Source organism: Algoriphagus sp., assembly GCF_029254265.1.
Taxonomy (GTDB): domain Bacteria; phylum Bacteroidota; class Bacteroidia; order Cytophagales; family Cyclobacteriaceae; genus Algoriphagus.
The window spans coordinates 51,989-73,050 of record NZ_JAQWXX010000094.1 but is presented as its reverse complement, the minus strand read 5'-3'; the positions used below and the strand labels follow the sequence as shown (position 1 = coordinate 73,050).

19 protein-coding genes and 1 tRNA gene are annotated in these 21,062 nt (G+C 39.8%); 11 read left to right on the top strand and 9 right to left on the bottom strand.

Translation table 11 applies throughout. From position 1 onward, the window contains the following. Window positions 1-2: 2 nt before the first annotated feature. Window positions 3-87 (bottom strand) — tRNA-Ser (locus P8O16_RS14225). 357 nt (window positions 88-444) lie between these two features. Continuing rightward, the gene (locus P8O16_RS14220; protein ID WP_300316104.1) at window positions 445-2,277 is read right to left on the bottom strand and encodes a DUF885 family protein; all 1,833 of its coding nucleotides are present in this window, start codon (window positions 2,275-2,277) and stop codon (window positions 445-447) included. A gap of 126 nt (window positions 2,278-2,403) precedes the next feature. Here P8O16_RS14220 and P8O16_RS14215 point away from each other — a divergent pair, with 126 nt between their 5' ends. After that, entirely contained in the window at window positions 2,404-3,972 is a 1,569-nt protein-coding gene (locus P8O16_RS14215; RefSeq protein WP_300316103.1) for an arylsulfatase, read from the top strand. A 54-nt stretch (window positions 3,973-4,026) separates the two neighbouring features. Here the strand turns inward: P8O16_RS14215 and P8O16_RS14210 are convergent, their stop codons facing one another. Genes P8O16_RS14210 through mltG form a run of 3 tightly spaced genes read right to left on the bottom strand, consistent with a single transcriptional unit; the run spans window position 4,027 to window position 6,466 of the window. Then, window positions 4,027-4,944 (bottom strand): YihY/virulence factor BrkB family protein, encoded by a 918-nt coding sequence (locus P8O16_RS14210; RefSeq protein ID WP_300316102.1) that lies wholly within the window; start codon window positions 4,942-4,944, stop codon window positions 4,027-4,029. Between the two features lie 50 nt (window positions 4,945-4,994). Then, window positions 4,995-5,420, bottom strand: coding sequence for a thioesterase family protein (locus tag P8O16_RS14205; RefSeq protein WP_300316101.1), 426 nt, complete (start codon window positions 5,418-5,420; stop codon window positions 4,995-4,997). Between the two features lie 2 nt (window positions 5,421-5,422). Beyond that, entirely contained in the window at window positions 5,423-6,466 is a 1,044-nt protein-coding gene (mltG, locus tag P8O16_RS14200; RefSeq protein WP_300316100.1) for an endolytic transglycosylase MltG, read from the bottom strand. Window positions 6,467-7,146: 680 nt separating this feature from the next. On the opposite strand from mltG, the gene P8O16_RS14195 reads away from it, so the two are divergent. The 4 genes from P8O16_RS14195 (at window position 7,147) to P8O16_RS14180 (ending at window position 11,467) form a co-directional block, all read left to right on the top strand. After that, complete coding sequence (locus P8O16_RS14195; RefSeq protein ID WP_300316099.1) at window positions 7,147-7,599, top strand: (deoxy)nucleoside triphosphate pyrophosphohydrolase; 453 nt, start codon at window positions 7,147-7,149, stop codon at window positions 7,597-7,599. Between the two features lie 3 nt (window positions 7,600-7,602). Beyond that, on the top strand, window positions 7,603-8,232 hold the full coding sequence (locus P8O16_RS14190; RefSeq protein WP_075349654.1) for an L-threonylcarbamoyladenylate synthase: 630 nt from the start codon (window positions 7,603-7,605) through the stop codon (window positions 8,230-8,232). Window position 8,233: 1 nt separating this feature from the next. Then, a complete protein-coding gene (locus P8O16_RS14185) occupies window positions 8,234-8,857 on the top strand; it encodes a WbqC family protein (RefSeq protein WP_300316098.1) in 624 nt (207 codons plus the stop codon). An 81-nt stretch (window positions 8,858-8,938) separates the two neighbouring features. Continuing rightward, window positions 8,939-11,467, top strand: coding sequence for an ATP-dependent Clp protease ATP-binding subunit (locus P8O16_RS14180; RefSeq protein ID WP_300316097.1), 2,529 nt, complete (start codon window positions 8,939-8,941; stop codon window positions 11,465-11,467). Window positions 11,468-11,522: 55 nt separating this feature from the next. Here P8O16_RS14180 and P8O16_RS14175 read toward each other — a convergent pair whose 3' ends face one another. The 3 genes from P8O16_RS14175 to P8O16_RS14165 all read right to left on the bottom strand — a co-directional run bounded on the left by P8O16_RS14175 (window position 11,523) and on the right by P8O16_RS14165 (window position 14,167). Next, window positions 11,523-11,987, bottom strand: coding sequence for a hypothetical protein (locus tag P8O16_RS14175; protein ID WP_300316096.1), 465 nt, complete (start codon window positions 11,985-11,987; stop codon window positions 11,523-11,525). 78 nt (window positions 11,988-12,065) lie between these two features. Continuing rightward, window positions 12,066-12,353, bottom strand: a complete 288-nt coding sequence (locus tag P8O16_RS14170; RefSeq protein WP_300316095.1) for a hypothetical protein — start codon at window positions 12,351-12,353, stop codon at window positions 12,066-12,068. A gap of 98 nt (window positions 12,354-12,451) precedes the next feature. Then, window positions 12,452-14,167, bottom strand: a complete 1,716-nt coding sequence (locus P8O16_RS14165) for a DNA polymerase/3'-5' exonuclease PolX (RefSeq protein ID WP_300316094.1) — start codon at window positions 14,165-14,167, stop codon at window positions 12,452-12,454. Between the two features lie 122 nt (window positions 14,168-14,289). Here P8O16_RS14165 and P8O16_RS14160 point away from each other — a divergent pair, with 122 nt between their 5' ends. The 4 genes from P8O16_RS14160 to P8O16_RS14145 are packed head-to-tail and all read left to right on the top strand — an operon-like array spanning window position 14,290 to window position 17,818. Continuing rightward, window positions 14,290-14,688, top strand: coding sequence for an EVE domain-containing protein (locus P8O16_RS14160; RefSeq protein ID WP_300316093.1), 399 nt, complete (start codon window positions 14,290-14,292; stop codon window positions 14,686-14,688). Beyond that, window positions 14,685-16,307: a transcriptional regulator gene (locus tag P8O16_RS14155; RefSeq protein ID WP_300316092.1), complete on the top strand. Its 1,623-nt coding sequence runs from the start codon at window positions 14,685-14,687 to the stop codon at window positions 16,305-16,307. Before P8O16_RS14160 ends, P8O16_RS14155 begins: the two co-directional genes overlap by 4 nt. A 33-nt stretch (window positions 16,308-16,340) precedes the next feature. Next, the gene (gene pyrR / locus P8O16_RS14150) at window positions 16,341-16,889 is read left to right on the top strand and encodes a bifunctional pyr operon transcriptional regulator/uracil phosphoribosyltransferase PyrR (RefSeq protein WP_300316091.1); all 549 of its coding nucleotides are present in this window, start codon (window positions 16,341-16,343) and stop codon (window positions 16,887-16,889) included. Window positions 16,890-16,891: 2 nt separating this feature from the next. Then, on the top strand, window positions 16,892-17,818 hold the full coding sequence (locus tag P8O16_RS14145) for an aspartate carbamoyltransferase catalytic subunit (RefSeq protein WP_300316090.1): 927 nt from the start codon (window positions 16,892-16,894) through the stop codon (window positions 17,816-17,818). Between the two features lie 84 nt (window positions 17,819-17,902). Here P8O16_RS14145 and P8O16_RS14140 read toward each other — a convergent pair whose 3' ends face one another. Continuing rightward, complete coding sequence (locus tag P8O16_RS14140; RefSeq protein ID WP_300316089.1) at window positions 17,903-18,523, bottom strand: outer membrane beta-barrel protein; 621 nt, start codon at window positions 18,521-18,523, stop codon at window positions 17,903-17,905. A gap of 110 nt (window positions 18,524-18,633) precedes the next feature. Here P8O16_RS14140 and P8O16_RS14135 point away from each other — a divergent pair, with 110 nt between their 5' ends. Beyond that, complete coding sequence (locus tag P8O16_RS14135) at window positions 18,634-19,350, top strand: ABC transporter ATP-binding protein (RefSeq protein ID WP_300316088.1); 717 nt, start codon at window positions 18,634-18,636, stop codon at window positions 19,348-19,350. Further along, on the top strand, window positions 19,343-20,977 hold the full coding sequence (locus tag P8O16_RS14130) for a putative ABC exporter domain-containing protein (protein WP_300316087.1): 1,635 nt from the start codon (window positions 19,343-19,345) through the stop codon (window positions 20,975-20,977). Before P8O16_RS14135 ends, P8O16_RS14130 begins: the two co-directional genes overlap by 8 nt. The last annotated feature ends 85 nt before the right edge of the window (window positions 20,978-21,062 follow it).

The following is a 21,062-nucleotide window of genomic DNA, read 5'->3' as shown; positions in this document are numbered from 1 at the left end:
TGCAGAGGAGGAGGGATTCGAACCCCCGGTACCTCACGGTACAACGGTTTTCAAGACCGCCGCGATCGACCACTCTGCCACTCCTCTATTATTTGATTTGTTTTCAAGTTCGCTGCTCCCGATAGCTATCGGGACGTCCACTCTGCCACTCCTCTAATTGCTAAACTTGCGTGGTCTCGCTTGTTTAGGTTTGCAAAAGTAAGGCTATTCTTATTTTATGCAAACCCCTTTTTATGATTTTCTGCTAACCCCTTGATTTTATTAGCATTATTTTTTCATTTTTTCAAAAATTTACCAATCCACCCAAATTTTCAATGCGCTCTTGTTAACAATACCATGGCGTTTTACTACCACTGCACACTGCACACTATCAACTGCCCACTGTCTACTGCTCACTGCCTACTGCCTACTGCCCACTGCCCACTGCCTACTGCTCACTGCCCACTACTCACTGCTCACTGCCTTCTGTTCTTCCACCCATCGATTCACTACTTTTTCCAGTATATCCAATGGTAATGCGCCGTTGCCGAGAACTGTATCATGGAAACCTTTTAAATCAAATTTGTCTCCAAGCTCAGTTTCTGCATTTTTCCGAAGTTCTTGAATCTTTAGCATTCCGATTTTATAGCCTGTTGCTTGACCTGGCATGACCATATATCTTCTGACTTCTGCTTGGATTGCCCCAGGAGCAATTGATGAGTTTTCTGAGAAATACTGGATAGCATCTGCTTCGGTCCAGCCTTTAGAGTGAATACCTGTATCCACTACAAGTCTAATTGCTCTCCAGATCTCATTTACCAATCGACCGAAATCATAGTATGGATTCTGATATTGACCCATTTCTTTTGCTAAAGCCTCAGAGTAAAGCGCCCAGCCTTCTACATAGGCATTGAATCCCAATTGGGTACGAAACTTTGGAACTGATTCCAGTTCCTGAGCAATCGAAACTTGCATATGATGACCTGGATTGCCTTCGTGATAAGCTACGCCTTCCATGGTAGACTTTGGCATTGCATTCATATCCGATAAATGGACATAATAAGTCCCGGGACGGCTTCCGTCTGGAGTGCCTTGATTGTAATGTTGTGGAGCGCCGTCTTGCTCCCGAAATGCCTCAACACGTCTCACCACTAGATCTGCTTTTGGTAGGATGCCGAAGTAGTCAGGTAGTTTCTTTTTGATATCATCGAGGAATGCGGTGCTCTCATCCAGATAAGCTTGTCTTCCTTCATCTGTATTTGGGAAAAAGAACTGAGGGTCGCTATTTATAAATTTGAAAAATTCCTTCAAATCTCCTTCAAACCCAACTTGATCCTTGATCGCTAACATTTCTTCCTGAATTCGCTTGACCTCGCTCAGTCCAATCTGATGAATCTCATCTGCAGTAAGACTAGTAGTGGTTGATGTTTTTAAGCGATGTGCATAAAGTGCATTCCCCTTCTCATGTCTGCTAACGCCCGTTGGTGTCTCTTCAAGATTTGGAAGTTCGGACTCTAACCAAGTAATTAAATTCTGGTAGGCGGGTTGAAATTCGTTCACCAGATTTTCTTGAGCCTGAGTTCTAAAATCTGTGGCTTGTTCATCAGTGATTTTACCTTCTTTTTCAAGAGCCTCAATTTTGCCAAGTGCATCATTCCAGATTGCAGAATTCTCCTTTGAGTCTGTAAAAGGAGCTCCTTCAATTAAAGCCTTTGATTGGGATATTACATATTCATAAGCAAATTTTGGAGGTCGGATTCCAGCATCTGTTTGAAGTTTTGCACGATCTATCAGCTGAGAAATAGCTCTTCCGCCTTCTTTATATCTGGAAATTAAAGCTTCCATATCGCTTGCCTCATCGACTTTGTGGAAGTTGATAATCATATTCGGAAGTTGTGTATGGGGTCCAGTCATCTGGTTGAAGACATAGTTCATGCGACGAAACTCCTGATCACCTTTTTCCATTTGATATTGATAGATCCAAAGGTCATAGGAAACTTTTGCCTCCTCACTTAGTAGTTCGTAAGGGAATTTGTCCTTCATTTCTTGCACACTTGCTTCCATCCAGGCCAACTTCTTGTCCTCTGCCTCTTCGGACATATCATCAATCTCACCATATCGGTCCTTCCTGCCTTGTGCAGTAAGTTGAAGTGGGCTCATTTGAAGAAGTTCTTCGTATTCAGCATTAAACCAGTCATTGATCTCCGTATCAGGGATCATTGTTAGAGCAGGTTCGGAGCAGCTAATTAGAAAAGCAAGTCCAATGAATACAAAAAAGGAAAGGCGAATATTTTTCATAGTGTAGAGTTTGACGTTTGTAAAAATAGGGATTATTAAGAGTTAAAAATTTTCTTAGATCAGTAAGTTTGGCTTGAAGGAAGCCTAAAATTCAATAGTTTAGTGAACCACTAACCCAAACTAGCGATGATAAAGCGATCCTCAGTTAATCAGATAATTAGTTTTTTGAGCTTTTTATTTTTTTTCCAAAGCTGTGGTCTCAAGACAAATGAAGTTGAGGAATCAAATCCTTCAAGTCCTAATATTATTTTCATCTACCTTGATGATTTAGGCTATGGGGATGTCAGCGCATATGGAGCGGGCACGCTTCAGACCCCAAATATGGATATGCTGGCGAATGGAGGGATAAGATTTACTAATGGATATGCCTCTTCAGCGACTTGCACTCCAAGTCGCTATGCCATTCTTACTGGAACTTATCCTTGGCGAAATAAGAATGCTAAGATATTGCCTGGAACAGCTCCGCTATTGATTGACACTGCACAAGTGACTTTGCCAAAAATTTTGAAGGAACAAGGCTACCATACTGCAATGATTGGGAAGTGGCATTTGGGATTGGGAACTGGAGAAGTAGACTGGAATCAAGAAATTTCACCAGGGCCTAACCAAGTTGGATTTGACTATTCTCATATTTTGGCAGCTACACAGGATCGTGTTCCTACGGTATATATTGAAAATGGCAGGGTGGTTAATTTGGATCCCAACGATCCGATTCAAGTGAATTACGATCAAAATTTTGAAGGCGAGCCCACAGCAATCACCAACCCGGAAATGCTAAGTATGAAATGGCACCATGGGCATAATAACAGTATCGTCAATGGGATCCCGAGAATTGGATTTATGAAAGGCGGAGAGCAGGCCAAGTGGAGTGATGTGGATATGGCAGATCATTTCTTGGATGAGGCAAAAAACTATGTGGGTGAGCGTGCTGAATCTGGACAACCATTTTTTCTTTTTTATGCTTTGCAACAGCCACACGTACCAAGGACTCCACATCCAAGATTTGAGGGTAAGTCTGGGATGGGACCTAGGGGTGATGTGCTATCGGAAGCAGATTGGGTGATTGGAGAGTTTATTAAAACATTGGAAGAAAAAGGGCTATTGGAAAATACCTTGATTGTTTTTTCCAGTGATAATGGGCCGGTTCTCAATGATGGTTACTACGATGATGCAGTAGAGAAAATTGGAAATCATACTCCAGCCGGACCTTTGAGGGGTGGGAAATATTCACTTTTTGAAGCTGGAACTCGAGTGCCTTTTGTGACTTATTGGAAAGGAACGATCAAGCCGGGTGTTTCGGATGCTTTGGTGACTCAGATCGACTTATTGTCTTCATTAGCTGCTTTGGCAGGGAGCGGGAAAACAGTAGGCGATAGTGAGAATTTGCTAGATACTTTCTTGGGGAAAAGTCAAGAAGGGCGAGAGTCATTTGTCCTAGAAGCGACTACCAGAACAGCGCTGAGAGCAGGAGATTGGATCATGATTCCTCCTTATCCAGGTCCTGAGGTAGAGAAAAATGTGGTCATCGAATTGGGCAACAGTACCGATTATCAGCTTTACAATCTGAAAGAGGATATCGGTCAACAAAATAATCTAGCTCAATCTAATCCTGAAAAACTTCAGGAAATGATTTCTCTTTTTGAAAATATCCGTAGTCCAAATGGTCAACAGATTCAGCAGTTAGAATTAAAATAGCCCTATATAAAACAAAGTGAAAGATCTGAAAATCAGACTTTTTTTGTGGGAAACTTATTTCTCCTCTGATTTTATAGCAAGAGCCCTCCTTCGGTTTTCGCGCTCTCGGTTTTTTTCCTCTGCTAAGTCTAAACTCACATTGACTTCAAAGCAAACCAAAACAATCATGGATGTAATAAACAACCAAAGCATCAATGCAAGTAAGGTTCCGATGGATCCATAGAGTTTATTATAGCTGGAGAAATTTTCCAGATAAAAGATAAACCCGTAAAATGAAAGTGTGATTAACAAACCTGAAATTTGGGCTCCTATGGAAAAGAAATTCCACTTATCATGGACTGCAGGAGCAAATCTGAAAATGTATGCTGATGTAATGTAGAACACCAATAAGAGGATAAAAAACTTCAGGGTACTGAAAAGGAAAATCGAGAAACCACTATTGAAAATCTGCATCTCATCCAGTCGGTCAATTAGATGCCCCCCAAAGATCATAACGCTACTCGCTGTAATTATCGTAAGCACCAATGCTACTACAATGCTAACCGCTATCAATCTGGTGCCAAAGAAGCCTCTGGTTTCTTTGGTTTTATATACAGAATTGAAAGAATCCATCATGGAGACCACTCCTTGGGTAGTCGCAAACAATGCAAAAAAGAAACCGAAGGAAAGTAGGCTTTGCCTTGGTTTGGAGACGATATCCATTAGAGTTGATTCGACATTGACGTAAATGTCCTCTGGGATGATTGTCTTTACAAAAGCCAAAATATTTTCCGTGGTGACTACAGGAAAGAAGTCTTGCAGATAGGGAATCAGATTCAATAGGAATAGAATCAAAGGAAATAGAGCGACTGTATAACTAAAAGCCATAGACCCTGCCCGCTCGCTGATATCATCTTTTTTCAGCTGCTGGATAAATATCCTGGACACATCGTATAGATTCTTATCCGGATGGCCAAAATGTATTTTTTTCAAATGCCTGGCCTTCAATTGAAGGCGTATTCTCCACTTGAAAATTTTATTTCTCACAGTATTTTTGATGAGGTTGAAAAAAATGGCTTCAATAAATCTAACAAATTCTGAGGAGGGCGGGTAGGAGTATGGCTGTCTTTTTTGAGAAAGGCCAAAGTTGTCCATCCTTCTGTGATCAGTTCATCTGATTCATTTATCACCTGATATTCAAATCGGATTCGTACTCCGGGGATTGATGGGATAGTAGTCTTAATAGTCAATAGCTCATCATATTTGCCTGGTTTGAGGTAGCGAAAGTGGCTCTCCAATACAGGCATCATGATGCCGTTATCCTCCATGCCTTTGTAAGAAAAACCAGCCGATCGCATTGCTTCCACCCGAGCTACCTCAAAATACATCGCATAATTGCCGTAATAGACATATCCCATTTGGTCGGTTTCTGCATAGCGGACGCGGATTTGAGTTTCAGCTTGGAACATTTTCAATAGATTTTCGCAGCGTTCAAAGCGGCTTGGTACCTTCTGGCGTTTGCATTGTGCTGCGCAAGATTTGTGGCAAATGAGTGGTAACCTGAAAAATCCTCCTTGGCACAGAAATAAAGGAATTTATGATTTTCAGAGTTTAAAACAGCATCCAAAGAATTGATGTCAGGAAGGTTGATGGGACCTGGAGGCAGCCCCGCATACTTATAGGTGTTGTATGGGCTTTCGGTTTCTTTATGAATATTTAAGATACGCTTGAGACTAAAATCTCCCAAAGCAAAAACAAGTGTAGGATCCGCCTGAAGTGGCATCCCTAGCTTGAGTCGATTCAGATATACGCCGGCAATCTTAGGACGTTCATCTGATTTTTGACTTTCTGCCTGCACTATACTTGCTAGCGTGCTGACCTCTTTCTGAGAAAGTCCCAACTCCGCTGCTTTCTGCTTTCTGTTTTCAGTCCAAAAGCTTTGATACTCCTTATACATTCTGTCAAAAAGAGCCTCAGCACCTGTGTTCCACCATACTTCGTAGGTATTTGGAATAAACATACTCATGACTGTTTCTTCATTGAAGTCATATTTTCGAATAAATACCGAATCCTGAAGCAAGGCAAGGAATTGAGATTGGTCGATTTCCAAGTTAGTGGTGATCTTTTCGGCTAGATCTTCCTTTGTGCGCACATTATTAAATGTGATTCGGATCGGTGATTGATTTCCCGATCGAAGTTGTCGCACGAGTTGCAGATTAGTCATCTTTGGCTTGATCACATAGAGTCCCGGTTTTACAGCTTCCTGATAATCGAGCACTTTGGCTACGAAGCTAAAACTCAATACATCATTGATCACGCGATCTTCATATAGTTTGTCTGAAACTGTCTTAAAGGTCGAGTTACTCGGAATTTTTAAGGTATAGGATTGATCCGAATCGATCAGCACATTGGGGCTGAAGAATACCTGGTAGAAATAAAAACTCATCGAAATCGCAATCACGGAGACCGAAATAATGAGTACCAGGTAGATGTTTTTCTTTTTATCGCTTAGCATAACTGGGCCAAAAATAAGGATTAAACGTAGATTTTTTTTCAAATCCGGGGATGTTGGTTAATTAGGGCATCTTTTTATGATGTTTTAAAGTTTTATATGATTATCCACAATGACACAAGTAGGCAAATTAAATTGGAGTAGTAGATGTGAAAGTCAAGGTTTAGTAGTATTAGATCCGAAGGATCAAAACAATTCATAACCCTCTGTATAATTGGGAGTGAAGTCACAACAAAAAACAGGGAGCACTCATGGGGCGTTTCTTTGAAGTTTCACCCTTTCAGGGCTTTAAGGAAGGAAATTTAATGGCTGCCCTGCACTTCGTACAGGGTCATCAATGGTTTAGCTCCTCTGGAGCTACCTAAGAAGTCGATTTAAAATTTTGTAGAACTATCGACTTCACAAATCTTATTCTGCCTTCATCTAAGTACTGGCATCATTACGGATTATCATATTGTTTTTTTGATCTCTATTGAAATTCTCTAGAAAACCCTAAAGTTGTTTTCTCAACCAAAACTATTAATCAGGGCTCTTCATGAGCTGCCTTCAAAAAAAACAGACTTGATGAATTGAATTTCTGTGGATATGATTAATGGATGCTCCATTTGATTTTGTGTCTTTTTTTCAAAAGTTCATAACGATGATTTTTTCAATCTGGGACAGGAATTCGTTCCTTTGTGATTATGACTTTTTCTTCTCCAAAAAATATAATTCCAGTGACCTGCATTTTGCTTTTTCACCAGGGAAAAGTTCTTGTCGCCCAACGATCGTTAGCAATGGATTTGCCTTTATTGTGGGAGTTTCCTGGTGGAAAGGTTGAAAAAGATGAAACAGAGGAAGCCTGTATCGTTAGGGAGATTCGGGAGGAATTGGGAATTGAAATCAGAGTAGTTGAAAGACTCGAGGCATTCGATCATAATTATAATGGTCGAAAGATTATCCGATTGATTCCATTTTTGGGATATTGGGTAAAGGGGGAAATCAACCTGCTCGAGCATAGTCAAGTGACTTGGCTGGCCCAAACACAGCTAAGTGAGTTAGATTGGGCTCCCGCAGATTTGCCAATCGTTAAGCAATTGGAACGATATTGGGACAATTATCTCGAAAAAGTGCTTAATTTTCAAAATAACCATTAAATCATGGCAGCTGAATTCATTCGACTTTACGAAGAAAATCCTGATCCTAATAAAATAGCTCAAATCGTGAATGTGCTTCGGGAGGGGGGTGTTGTAATCTATCCAACCGATACTGTATATGGAATGGGATGCGACATCACGAACCTAAGAGCGGTGGAGCGGATTTGTAAGATTAAAGGGATCAACCCCAAAAAGCATAATTTTTCCATGATTTGCGCTGATCTGAGCAATATTTCACAATTCACCAGAGTAATCAGTAAGCCGGTGTTTAAGATGATGAAAAAAGCTTTCCCCGGACCGTTTACAATTATTTTGGAAGCTAGTACACAGGTGCCAAAGATACTTCACAGTAAGAAAAAGACGATTGGTATTAGGGTGCCTGATCATAATGTGCCGCGTATTCTAGTGGAGGAACTTGGTCAGCCGATTCTCACCACATCTATCCATGATGAAGATGAAGTGGTGGAATACAGCACTGATCCTGAATTAATTTTTGAGAAATATGAGAATCTAGTCGATATCGTCATTGATGGGGGGTATGGTCAAAATGTAGCTTCTACGATTCTTGACTGTACAGGAGATGAAGTTGAGGTATTAAGGCAAGGCCTGGGTAAGTTGGAAGATCTTGAATAAGATGAGTCGAATACTTGTTGATTTACATTATTTCCCGAGTTTGGAGTTCTTTGCAGCGATTCAGGGAATGGACGAATTGATTTTTTCTCCCCAAAATCAGTATCAAAGACAGTCCTATTTTAATCGTACGCGGGTAAGACTTGCTAATAAAGTGGAGACCCTGAGTGTACCAATCATCGGAAGAAGACCTAGGATCGCTCAACAAAATATTAAGATTGATTTTACTCAAGATTGGCAAAAAATTCATCTCAGAGGGATCCAAAGTGCATATGGTAAGGCGCCATTCTTCGAATTCTATTTCCCCTATTTTGAAAATTTCTTCACTAGAAAAGAGGAATCTCTATGGGACTTAAACTGGAAAATACTGACAATCTGTCTCAAATTACTAGGCTCCTCTGCCAAGATGAGAGTTTTAGAAGAGGGTGCTGATTATACGGGTATTTTAGATATAAGAGGTCAAATTAGGCCCTCAACCGATTTTTCCGAGCAAAGCTTTTATCATCCGGAGCCGTACTTCCAACTTTTTGGCTTAGACTTTGATCCCAACCTTAGCATTCTGGATTTGTTGTTTTGCGAAGGACCCGGTGCGAAAAGCATTTTATTAAAGTCTGCAAAAAAAGACTGAACATTCTTCAAAAGGATTGTGTTTTTGAAACAAATTCGGTAACATACGTACAGGATTATTAAACAATCAGAAAGGAAATAAATGGAAGCAAAATTTTCGAATAGAGTCAAAGAGGTTATCTCTCTCAGCCGCGAAGAAGCACTTCGCCTGGGACATGATTACATCGGCACAGAGCACCTCTTACTAGGGATGATTCGTGAGGGGGAGGGCGTAGCTGTTTCCATTTTAAAAAAACTTGGAGTACCCATGGATGAACTGCGAAATGCGATTGAGCGAGCAGTGAAGGGTACAGCCAATCATAATGTGAAAAATATGGCAAATATTCCGTTGACACGTCAATCGGAAAAAGTGCTTAAAATCACGTATTTGGAAGCTAAAATTTTCAAAAGCCAACTAATCGGAACGGAGCATTTGCTTTTGTCGATCCTTCGGGACGAGGATAATATCGCCACTCAAATCTTGAATAAGTTTGAAATAAACTATGATTCGGTAAAGGAAATGCTGGAAATGTCAGGTGACGGAGCTTCGCCTCGTGCACGTGCTAAAGCAGAAGATGGTGATGATGATGGTTCAAAATTGTTTGGATCATCAGGAAGTGGTTCCGGGTCTTCCAAGCCAGGAGCGGAGAAATCCAGAACTCCGGTTTTGGATAATTTCGGAAGAGATCTCACAAAGATGGCGGAGGATGATAAGCTTGATCCCATCATTGGTCGTGAAAAAGAAATCGAGCGAGTAGCTCAGATTCTTTCTAGAAGAAAGAAAAATAACCCGATTCTCATCGGTGAGCCCGGTGTGGGAAAAACTGCAATTGCAGAAGGGCTGGCACTTCGGATCGTTCAAAAGAAAGTATCGAGGGTGTTATTTAACAAGCGCGTAGTAACGCTTGATCTGGCATCTTTGGTTGCTGGCACAAAATACCGTGGTCAGTTTGAAGAGCGAATGAAAGCGGTAATGACTGAGTTGGAGAAGTCTCCAAACGTCATTCTATTCATTGATGAGTTGCATACAATAGTTGGGGCTGGAGGAGCATCAGGTTCATTGGATGCTTCAAATATGTTTAAGCCAGCTTTAGCAAGGGGTGAAATTCAATGTATAGGAGCTACCACATTAGATGAGTATCGTCAATACATTGAAAAAGACGGAGCACTTGCCAGAAGATTTCAAATGGTGATGGTGGATGCCACCACTCCTGAGGAGACGGTCCAAATTCTTCATAATATCAAAGATAAATATGAAGATCATCATAATGTCAATTATACAGATGAGGCAATTGAGGCTTGTGTGAAATTGTCGGATAGATATATCTCGGATCGATTCTTACCTGATAAAGCGATTGATATTTTGGATGAGGCGGGAGCCAGAGTACACATCAACAATATTCATGTGCCGGAGGAAATCTTGAAGCTTGAAGCGGAAGTTGAAAATATTAAAATTGAGAAAAACAGAGTTGTTAAATCTCAGAAATATGAGGAAGCGGCCCAGTTGCGAGACAAAGAAAAGAAACTTCTTGAGCAGTTGGAAAACGCTAAAAACAAGTGGGAGGAAGAAAGCAAATCAAAACGATTCACTGTAGAAGAGGATAATGTAGCTGAAGTGATCGCAATGATGACAGGTATTCCTGCTAAGCGTATTGCTCAGAAAGAGGGTGCAAAACTACTCAACATGAATACTGATCTTGCCGGAAAAGTGATCGGGCAGGAAGAAGCTATTAAGAAGTTAACCAAAGCTATTCAGCGAACTAGAGTGGGTTTGAAAGATCCCAAAAAGCCGATTGGTTCATTCATCTTTCTTGGCCCGACAGGGGTAGGTAAGACTGAATTGGCTAAGATGCTTGCAAATTACCTGTTTGATAAAGAGGATTCTCTGATCCGAATCGATATGTCGGAATACATGGAGAAATTCTCTGTATCAAGATTGGTAGGAGCGCCTCCAGGCTATGTAGGTTATGAAGAAGGTGGTCAGCTTACAGAAAAAGTGAGAAGAAAACCTTACTCGGTGGTGCTTCTGGATGAGATTGAAAAAGCACATCCAGACGTGTTTAACATCTTACTACAAGTTTTGGATGATGGAATCTTGACAGATGGTCTTGGTAGAAAAGTGGATTTCCGTAACACGATCATTATCATGACTTCCAATATTGGGGTTCGTGATTTGAAAGATTTTGGAGCAGGGATTGGCTTTTCCAGCAAAGCGAAGAGTGATAATATGGATGATGTGGTAAAATCCACCATTCAGTCAGCACTTAAAAAAGCCTTCAGTCCGGAATTCCTGAATCGTTTGGATGATGTAGTAGTGTTTAATTCCTTGACTAAGCAGGATATCTTTAAAATTATTGATATCAGCTTGGGTAAATTATTCGCTAGAATCACTGATTTGGGATACAAGATAGAACTCACTGAGAAAGCAAAAGAGTTTTTGGCAGAGAAAGGATATGACCAGCAATATGGTGCTAGACCACTGAATCGGGCTATTCAAAAATACTTGGAAGATGCTGTCGCGGAAGAGATCCTGAAAGGAGATCTTTCAGAAGGCGATATCATCCTCGCTGATTATTCCGGTGAAGGCTCGGAGCTGAATATTGTAGTCAAGAAGAAAGAAAAAGCGGAATAATCCGTGATTATATAAATGCTAAAAGCCCAAATCTTAATTGATTTGGGCTTTTCTTTTATCTAGTAAAAAACATTCTGGTGATAAATATTCCTTGACCATCTGCTGTTCCTGCATCACTTTCAACCCCGCTGGTGACAAAAGCAAGGGTCCAACCCTCGATCAGCATAGCGTTTACTTTTGAAGAGATTACAGCATCGTTTGATGCAATGTTTTGGAAGTTGATTCCAGTGGCAGAGAAGAAGTTGAGTAATTTGGTTTCTTCCATTTCATCAACGCGAAGATCTTTTCGATCTACTTCTTTCATTTCGCTTTTCTTCCCGTCGGTTCTTTCGGTAGTGAAGAATGAAGCATCCACTTCTGCCTTACTATCAATAATCCTGGACCTACCTAGACCCATCGGAACAATGGATTCAACAACCGTAATAATTTTAAATTCCTTTTTAGGACTAGAAGATTCTTGTGCTTTGCCAGCAAATGCAATAAAAAATGCTAAAATGGCAATTAGATTTTTCTTTGACATAAAGTGAATGGATTAAGGTAAACGGATAGGATTCAGAATTTTAAGTATACCACAAGACCAGATTTAATAGGTATAATATTAAATAGAAAGCACAAAAAATAAAAGAGAAACACCTAATACCAAAATCATTTTTTGGGCTTTCTCTTTACTTTCAATCTCTAATTTTCGCTTTCTCAATACTAAAGCTGCTAGGCTCAAACCTATTAACTGAAGTAATAAACTCACCCCGTTCAGTGGACCCATTGGGGCTTGAAAATGAAGCAGCTTACTGTTTAATATTGAAAGCGTGCCCAGAACTATTCCGGTGATTCCAAATAAAAAAGAGCGTTGGAGTAGCACCTCTACAGGTTGATCAGTCCATTTCATAAAGTTGATTTTTAAAAGCTGACGAAGATAGGGAAGAAATTACAAAACAGTTTTTAACTGACTTGCAAATCTATTCCAGTTCATTTAAGCTTAATTTTTTAAAGAGCTAAGATGGATTTTTGTTTTTTACGATCCTCAAAGTAGCTGGCAATTTCATCTCCGGAAAGTGCATTCAAAGTCATCTCTTTAGTAAGTCCACCTTTTCTTCCAATCAGTACTCCGTATTTCATATCTCCGTACCCGTCCATTTCATGTGCATCCGGATTAATCGATAATTTGACATTTTGCTCCATTGCATAATGAACCCAGCGCCAATCGAGATCTAATCGCCAAGGATTAGCATTGATTTCAATAACTACGTCATTTTTAGCGCAGGCATCGATTATGGCTTTATGATTTATTGGGTATCCGGCACGTCGAAGTAAAAGTCTTCCGGTCGGGTGTCCAAGAATTGTAGTGTAAGGATTTTCAATTGCTGTAATCAGACGATGCGTTGCCTTTTTGATATCCATATTTAGAATGGAATGAATGGAAGAAACCACAAAATCAAATTTGGCTAAAATATCATCTGGATAATCCAACTTGCCATCAGCCAAGATATCGCTTTCGATCCCTTTAAAAATTCGAAATGGAGCCATTTCTTTATTCAAGGCATCAATTTCAGCGTGTTGTTTCAATACTTTTTCGATCTCTAGTCCGCCCGCATAAAAGGCTGTGCGACTGTGGTCAGAAATTCCCAAATATTCAAACCCCAAGGCTTTACAATGCTCGGCCATTTGCCGAAGACTATGTTTTCCATCACTGTAAGTGGAGTGATTGTGGAGAATTCCTTTTAGATCACTTTCCTCTAATAGTCGTGGAATCGCATTGGCCTTTGCCAAAGCTACTTCGCCTAAGCCCTCACGCATTTCTGCAGGAATAAACTGTAGTTCGTTGACCTGAAAAAATTCTTCCTCTGAGTTATAATTTCTTTTGGCAAGCTTTTCAGAGATATTCTCTTTTTCATCGACTAATTCTGCCAGGTGATTTGGGGAGGCAATCAGCGAAAGTTTCTTCCAAAGAAAATCCTTCTTCGTAGTAAAATGAACTGTCATTTTTAGGTTCAGCTCTTTCAAAGTTCCTTTCCAGGAAAAAGGGCCGGATTGACTCATGTCCCAGCCTACATTTTCAAGCGATTTTAATTTTTCCTTTCCGCCAAAAAGAGAATCCAAACCTATTAAAAATTCCGCTTCCGAAATGATTTCCGTTTTTCTGGCAAAGTCACCCACAGCAGCAACCAAAGCGGAAGGATATATTTGTTTAAGGTCAGAGGTGAATTTTTCTATAGTCTCTTCAATATCTGCATAAAGCCATTTCCCTTCATTTGAGGCTTTAAATTCAAGGTTGTGGATGATGGTATCTTGGGTTTTCTCTCCGAATCCTTTTAGTTTGGCAATCTTTCCAGATTGGCAAGCTTCCATGAGTTCATGTGTGGAGGTTACTCCAAGTTCCTCCCAAATCACTTTGACTTTTTTTGGTCCAAGACCTTTGATTTGTAGAATCTCCAAGATTCCATCGGGAGTTTTTTTCAAAAGTTCATCGAGAGCGGAAAAAGTTTCATGCTCTTTGAGTTGGGAAATTGCTTCCAAAATACTTTTCCCTACTCCTGGAATTTTGGAGAGCTCCTCTGTGCTGAGATCCATAATATCCTGATCCCCACGTTCCAGAGAAGTCAGTGCGCTTTGATAGCTTCTGATTTTAAAGGAATTTTCATCATGCAGCTCCATCAATTGAATGGCGAGCTTCAGTTTTTTGAGTAATGTTTTATGATCCAAAATATTTAAAATTCGTTAGTCAATTAGACAAATGTCTTGAAATAGTGTTTCAATTTAGGTTGCTAAGCTTTAACTTAAAATTGAAATCAAAGATTTCCCAAAACCTAAATTCAAAAATAAAAATGAACTATTGGTTAGTAAAATCCGAACCAAGCTCCTATTCATGGGATGATTTGGTGGAAAAAGGCGAAGATGTTTGGGATGGGGTACGGAACTATCAGGCTAGGAATTTTCTCCGTGAAATGGAAAAGGGAGATTTGGTATATTTCTATCATAGCGGAAAAGAAAAAGCAATCGTTGGATTAGCAGAGGTTTCTGAGGAAGCATTTCCTGACCCAAAAGATTCGGATTGGGTGGCTGTAAAAATTAGGGATAAGAAAAAGTTGAAAAAACCAATCACTTTGAGTCAAATAAAATCAGAGGATCTACTTTCTGAAATGTTGCTTATCAAGCAAAGCCGATTATCAGTAATGTCTTTGACAAAGGTCGAATTTGACACTATTCAAAAAATGTGCGTATGATTAGGCTGATAGTTTTTTTGATTTTGTGCTCGGTTTCGGTTCAGGTAAATGCACAGGTAAAATTTGTCAATCGATTTGAAATTGAATCTGATTTATATGATCCTGGTTTTCAGATGAGCCCTTTACCCGATGGAATTGTTTCCTTTCGTACTATTCCTGAAAAGGCGCTGAGCTTTAAGCGGGTTTTTCAATATTTTGTATCAGATTTTAAGTTGAATACCAAGGGTGGTTTAGTTGAATTTCCGGTGAAAGAGGGTTTTGATATGCTGGGATTCGATACAGATGGCAATCAGCTTTTTGTATTATTTCAAAAAGGATATTCCCTAAGTTCAGAAAAATACATCCTTAACATCGACTTGGATTCCCAGAAGGGATTTGAATTTAATGCAGATAATCTTCTGGAAATGGATTTAATCGAATTTCTTGTAGTCAACCGGAAGGTGCTTTTTTTGGGAAATACGGATGGGCGCCCAGTGATACAGATTTACGATTTGGATAATAAAGATTTGTATACAGTGCAGGGTATTTATAATAATGATACTCAAGTTTTACAAATCAAAAAACTACCTGAACTCCAGGCAATGGAAGTTGTATTGAGCAGGAAAACACCCTATCGAGAGCGGGAAGTCAGTATTAATACCTATGATTTTTTTGGGAACCTGATTCGTGAGATCAAAGTAGATAATTTTGGAGATGAAGATCAGGAGATTCTTGATGCCCTTTTGGTACAGAAAGCAGATTATCAATCGGCTATGATTGGTGCTTTTGGAAAAGAAAAGAGTGATTCTTATCAGGGAATGTATATTATGGAAATCAATGAGTTTGGCGAGTATGAATTCAAACTTTACACCTTAGCGGATTTCCCTAATTTTTATAACTACTTAGGAGAAAAACCAAAAGAAAGGAAAGACATAGAAGTGGAGAAAAATTTGGAAAAAGGAAAAATCCCATCCATTCGAAACTACTATGCGATCAGAGATATCCAGCAAACTCCAGACGCCTATTATATCTATTTTGATCAATTCTCGATTAACAATTCGAGAGGATCGAGTAGCCTTTATTCTCCTACATCAGGCTACCGGAACAATGGATGGAGTCGAACTGGCTATGATCCCAATTTCAGGGAGTTTATTACCTCAAATGGAGGTTCTCGTCCACCTACGATCTATCAGGTAATTCCGGAATATCAATATGTCTCAGCACATTTTTCGAAAATTGCCAAAACAGGACAAGTAATTTGGGATAACGCGGCTACGTATGATGGATTGATTACTACATACCCAGAAGCATTTGGAGAGGTAGCAGTGGTAGGAGATGAGTATTATCATATGTATGTGCGGGATCTGTTGATTAAGCTCAGCTATTTTAAAAATGGGGAGAAGGTTTTCGAACACTTGGATTTTGAAATCGAACTCATGGACGAAAATGAGCGAATTGTGGAGACGAACCCTTCAAGTCTTCGGCTGGTGCATTGGTACGATCGATATTACTTACTTAGCGGAACTCAAAAGATCAGATTCCTCAAACCATCGGGTGGACAGGATACCAGAGAGGTTTATTTTTTGACCAAGGTTTTGGTCAATGGTGATTTGTATATGCCAGAAGGACCTTCGGACTAGATTTATTTTTATATTTACCCGCAAATCTACCCCATGCAAAAAAGACTAGTCTTAGACCAAGGACAGATTGAGATCGTACTCAGAAGATTCTGTCACCAATTGATCGAAAATCACGATAATTTTGACAATACCGTTTTATTGGGTTTGCAACCTCGGGGACCTATTTTGTTGGATAAAATTGTGACACTTCTTGAAGAAATCTCAGGACAGAAAGTTCCTTCAGGATACCTTGATGCCACTTTTCATAGAGATGACTTTAGAAGGAGAGATTTTCCTTTAAAAGCCAACGAAACCAAAATAGATTTTTTGGTTGAATCGAAAAAAGTAATCCTCGTCGATGATGTGCTCTATAAAGGTAGATCCGTAAGAGCGGCGATGGATGCGATGATTGCTTTTGGTAGACCTGCCAAAGTAGAATTGATGGTCTTGGTAGATCGCAAACTCACCAGAGACTATCCGATTATGCCAGATTATTATGGCGTGAGAGTTCATACCTTAGAAAGCCAATATGTAGTAGTGGAGTGGGCAGATCAGGGTTTTGAAAAAGACGCGATTTGGATCACAGAGAAAGTTAAAGCCTAATTATGTCCCAGCTCAGCACCAAACACTTACTAGGAATCAAGAATCTCACAGAGGGAGATGTACATCTTATTTTAGAAACTGCAGCCAACTTTAAAGAAGTCATCAACCGTCCGATCAAAAAGGTACCTTCACTACGGGATATCACCATCGCCAATGTTTTTTTTGAAAACTCAACCCGCACAAGGTTGTCCTTTGAATTGGCAGAAAAGAGGCTTTCTGCAGATGTAGTGAATTTTTCCTCAAGCAATTCATCGGTAAAGAAGGGGGAAACTCTTGTAGACACTGTGAACAATATTCTTGCGATGAAAGTCGATATGGTGGTGATGCGTCATTCAAGTCCAGGAGCACCCCACTTTCTTTCGCGAAATGTGAAAGCCAATATTGTGAATGCCGGAGATGGAACACATGAGCATCCTACTCAAGCCCTTTTGGACGCCTATTCAATCAAGGAGAAATTTGGAGATGTGGCAGGGAAGAAAGTCGCGATTATCGGAGATATTTTGCACTCCAGAGTAGCGCTATCGAATATTTTTTGTTTGAAAAAATTAGGTGCTGAAGTGATGGTTTGTGGACCAATCACACTGCTTCCCAAATACATTGAGAGTCTTGGGGTCAAAGTAGAATTAGATGTTAAAAAAGCACTTCAATGGTGTGACGTGGCCAATGTACTTCGAATTCAACTAGAGCGGCAACAAATCAAATACTTCCCAAGCCTTCGGGAATATTCACTCTATTACGGAATCAATAAAAAACTGCTCTCCGAATTGGATAAAGAGATTGTGATCATGCATCCAGGTCCGATCAACCGAGGAGTAGAATTGAATTCTGATGTAGCTGATTCGGATCAGGCGATTATTTTGGATCAAGTAGAAAATGGTGTGGCAGTCAGAATGGCAGTATTATACTTGCTCGCCGGTGCTAAGGGATAAAAAGATTGTGTGACCCACATCGTTCTCAAAAAATCAAAGGATGTATGAATCAGAGAAAATGATTCATACATCCTTATTTTTTATTTAGAAGTTGGAGTTATTTCTCCATTTTCCTCCTCCTACATAAAAACCTAGAGTGAATCCAAAATACTGATTACCAGCTTCTCCTATGACTTGCCCAGAGGTATTTTGGAGATCGCTTTTTGGTACAAAATTGTATTCAGCACCCATTCGGAATTTACCTAGTTCTACTCCGGCACGTACCATCGGAGCCCATTTGAAGTCTGCGTCTAAGTTTCCGATATCATCAGGATTATCAAAGTCACCATTTTTTACATCTAAATTACTCAGTGCGTAATACCCATATCCTACACCGATAAATGGGGCTACATTGCTTTTGCCATTATTGAAATAATAATCAAAGGTACCTGCAACAGAGACATTTGCAGAAACTTCCCCTTCATAGTCTTGTGTGAAATCATAATAGGTTACATCCTTGGCTATACCTGCCACTCCAAAGCGTATTCCTATATTCATTTTATTATTCAGATTGACTTTAGGTTCTAAGTTTAGAAGTGCACCAATACCTCCTCCCTGAGGAATTGCTGGTCCAATATCCATACCCATGCGGAATCTCCCCGCTTGCTGCGCGAAAGTAGTTTGTGCCAGAGCCAAAGTGAGGATAGCGATTAAGAGCTTTTTCATAGTTATTTCTGAGTTAATTTTTTTTTAAAAAGATTGATCTATCAAAAAGAAGTCCAAAATCATGTAACCTATCGATCATTCCTGTAGTTTTAGGCTCAAATCCCTTTTTTATGCTGATCGTAAATAACCTTATTAAAAAGTATGGCAAGCAAAATGCTGTCGATGACATTTCTTTTGAACTACAAGGTGGCGAGGTAGTCGGTCTTCTTGGGCCTAATGGTGCAGGGAAAAGTACTACGATGAAATGTATTGTTGGACTTCTTCGAAAAACTTCCGGTGAAATTACCCTCGGTGGGTTTGATCATTTGAGCGTTGAGGCAAAGCGGCTCTTCAGCTATATCCCTGAGACACCTTATGTATATGATCTTCTGACTGTGCGAGAGCATCTTCAGTTTATTGCCCAAGCATACAATGTGAAAGATTGGAAAAAGAAAGGTGATGATTTGCTGGATCTTTTTGAACTTGATGATAAAGCAGAAAAACTCGGGAGAGATCTTTCAAAAGGGATGCGACAAAAAGTATCTATTTGCTGTGCTTTATTGCCGGATCCGCAAGTGCTTTTCTTTGATGAGCCTATGATTGGATTGGATCCAAAGGCAATCAAAAACACAAGACAAGTTTTCAGAGAATTGAAAAACCAAGGGAAGACAATCCTTGTGAGCACTCACCTGATCGATAGTGTGGAGAGTATAGCTGACCGGATAATGATCCTGAAAGATGGTCGAATTATCGGTAATGATTCGATCTCAAATTTGAAACAACAAGCTTTACAAGGAGAGGGTACTTCTCTGGAGGATCTGTTTTTAGAACTGACCAAAGATGCGTGAGATCAAACTTCTACTGAGGAAGGATCTCCTGATTCTACTCAATAATATAAAACTCATTCTGAAAAATCCGCTGAGGCTTTTACCATATGTGGCAATAGTCGGATATTTTTCTTTTATGTACTGGCTTCGCTTGGGAAAAGGGGAGGATTCAGTGCAACAAATGCCTGAAATCGATCCTAATGCAATACCAGAGGTGAATTTCGCAGGGCAAAATATTGTAGGTGGAGTGACTATTCTGGCTCTTGCATTACTGATTTATCAGCTTTTCCGTGCTACTAAAAAGAATGTCAGCTTTTTTAAGATGGCAGATGTGAATTTGCTTTTTACTGCCCCTGTCAAACCGGAAAATCTGCTTATTTATTATATGGGAAGATCGATTCTCCCTTCCTTAGGTGGTGCTATTTTATTTACATTTTATGGTATAAGTCAAATAGCAGATAAATTTGAACTGAGTTTCGGAAATCTATTTTTTACCATTCTTGGTTTGGGCTTTTTCCTCTTTATGATCCAGCCTATACGCTTTTTGGTCTATACCCTACACACCAGGTTTGGGGTCATGGAGTACATCAAAAATGGAGTCATTGTACTTGCAATTTTACTAAGTGCTATGATTTTGATTCCGGGCTTAATGGCGGATAAATTTTGGCAAGGTATGTTTTCCTGGATTGGCTCGCCTTGGTTTGACTTCTTCCCGATCGTAGGCTGGAGTAGAGGGATCATGTCTTTTTGGGTGCATAGCAATTGGATCCTTTCCTCCGCTTTTGTAGTGCTCTATGGACTGTCCTACTTTGTGGTGTTGAAGTTGGTGATTCAGTTTTCAGGCTATTATTATGAGGATGTCCTAGAAGCGACCAAGTCCAATGAAGAAAAGCTAGAAAAAGTACGCGGTAAAAAGGAACAAAGCGAAGCGAATTTCAGCCTGAACTCGAAGAAGAAATTGGCTTTACCGGATTTTGGGCCAGGAGCAAAGGCATTTTATTGGAGGAATTATATTCATGCATCCAGACAGGATTTTCATCCTTTGTTTGGTGTTTATTCCTTGATTTTGGCAGGTTTGGGAATCCTGTTTGCAATCCTATCCTTATTTGATTGGTTTTCGCACATTGTGATTTATGTCTATTTGATTATTCTGATCTTGATATATTTCCTTGCAGGTACAGGAAGAGCGAATATAGGAGATTTGAAAAAGCCGTTTTTCTACTTGGTACCGGCCAGTTGGAGTTCCAAATTTTGGAACATGATCAAGTTGGACTTGGTGCAAATCCTTCTTTTTTGTACGGTTTTGATTGTGCCGACAGTGTTTATTGCAGGATTGGATTGGTTGGTGATTCCAAGTTTCCTTATCGGGATTTTGGCATTTTACCTGACAGGTCTTGGGATTAATTTGATTCCTCAGATTGGATTGGATGAAGGTTGGGATCGGATTTTAATCAAGCCCTTAATGATAGGAGGGATTTTGCTTTTCGGATTGGTTCCTGCTGGAGTAGCTTCGATTATTGCTTTTGTGATTAGCAAACAATTCGTTTGGGCCTTGTTGACTTTATCGGTAGGAATGACATTTATCGCTCTGATTCTGATCCATGTCACCCTTGATATTCTCAAAAGGCTTGAATTTAAGGAAATCTAATTCACAGAATTTTATTTTGTTTTAAACGAATAGAATTCCAGTACCCTAAAAAAATCCTGTAATTTTGGCCTACCAAATGTAACTG

Bases quoted from the DNA above. Each gene is read 5' to 3' on its own strand.
- P8O16_RS14220 (WP_300316104.1), bottom strand. From the start codon at position 2,277: ATGAAAAATATTCGCCTTTCCTTTTTTGTATTCATTGGACTTGCTTTT.
- P8O16_RS14215 (WP_300316103.1), top strand. From the start codon at position 2,404: ATGATAAAGCGATCCTCAGTTAATCAGATAATTAGTTTTTTGAGCTTT.
- P8O16_RS14205 (WP_300316101.1), bottom strand. From the start codon at position 5,420: ATGTTCCAAGCTGAAACTCAAATCCGCGTCCGCTATGCAGAAACCGAC.
- mltG (WP_300316100.1), bottom strand. From the start codon at position 6,466: ATGCTAAGCGATAAAAAGAAAAACATCTACCTGGTACTCATTATTTCG.
- P8O16_RS14195 (WP_300316099.1), top strand. From the start codon at position 7,147: ATGACTTTTTCTTCTCCAAAAAATATAATTCCAGTGACCTGCATTTTG.
- P8O16_RS14190 (WP_075349654.1), top strand. From the start codon at position 7,603: ATGGCAGCTGAATTCATTCGACTTTACGAAGAAAATCCTGATCCTAAT.
- P8O16_RS14185 (WP_300316098.1), top strand. From the start codon at position 8,234: ATGAGTCGAATACTTGTTGATTTACATTATTTCCCGAGTTTGGAGTTC.
- P8O16_RS14180 (WP_300316097.1), top strand. From the start codon at position 8,939: ATGGAAGCAAAATTTTCGAATAGAGTCAAAGAGGTTATCTCTCTCAGC.
- P8O16_RS14175 (WP_300316096.1), bottom strand. From the start codon at position 11,987: ATGTCAAAGAAAAATCTAATTGCCATTTTAGCATTTTTTATTGCATTT.
- P8O16_RS14170 (WP_300316095.1), bottom strand. From the start codon at position 12,353: ATGAAATGGACTGATCAACCTGTAGAGGTGCTACTCCAACGCTCTTTT.
- P8O16_RS14160 (WP_300316093.1), top strand. From the start codon at position 14,290: ATGAACTATTGGTTAGTAAAATCCGAACCAAGCTCCTATTCATGGGAT.
- P8O16_RS14155 (WP_300316092.1), top strand. From the start codon at position 14,685: ATGATTAGGCTGATAGTTTTTTTGATTTTGTGCTCGGTTTCGGTTCAG.
- pyrR (WP_300316091.1), top strand. From the start codon at position 16,341: ATGCAAAAAAGACTAGTCTTAGACCAAGGACAGATTGAGATCGTACTC.
- P8O16_RS14145 (WP_300316090.1), top strand. From the start codon at position 16,892: ATGTCCCAGCTCAGCACCAAACACTTACTAGGAATCAAGAATCTCACA.
- P8O16_RS14140 (WP_300316089.1), bottom strand. From the start codon at position 18,523: ATGAAAAAGCTCTTAATCGCTATCCTCACTTTGGCTCTGGCACAAACT.
- P8O16_RS14135 (WP_300316088.1), top strand. From the start codon at position 18,634: ATGCTGATCGTAAATAACCTTATTAAAAAGTATGGCAAGCAAAATGCT.
- P8O16_RS14130 (WP_300316087.1), top strand. From the start codon at position 19,343: ATGCGTGAGATCAAACTTCTACTGAGGAAGGATCTCCTGATTCTACTC.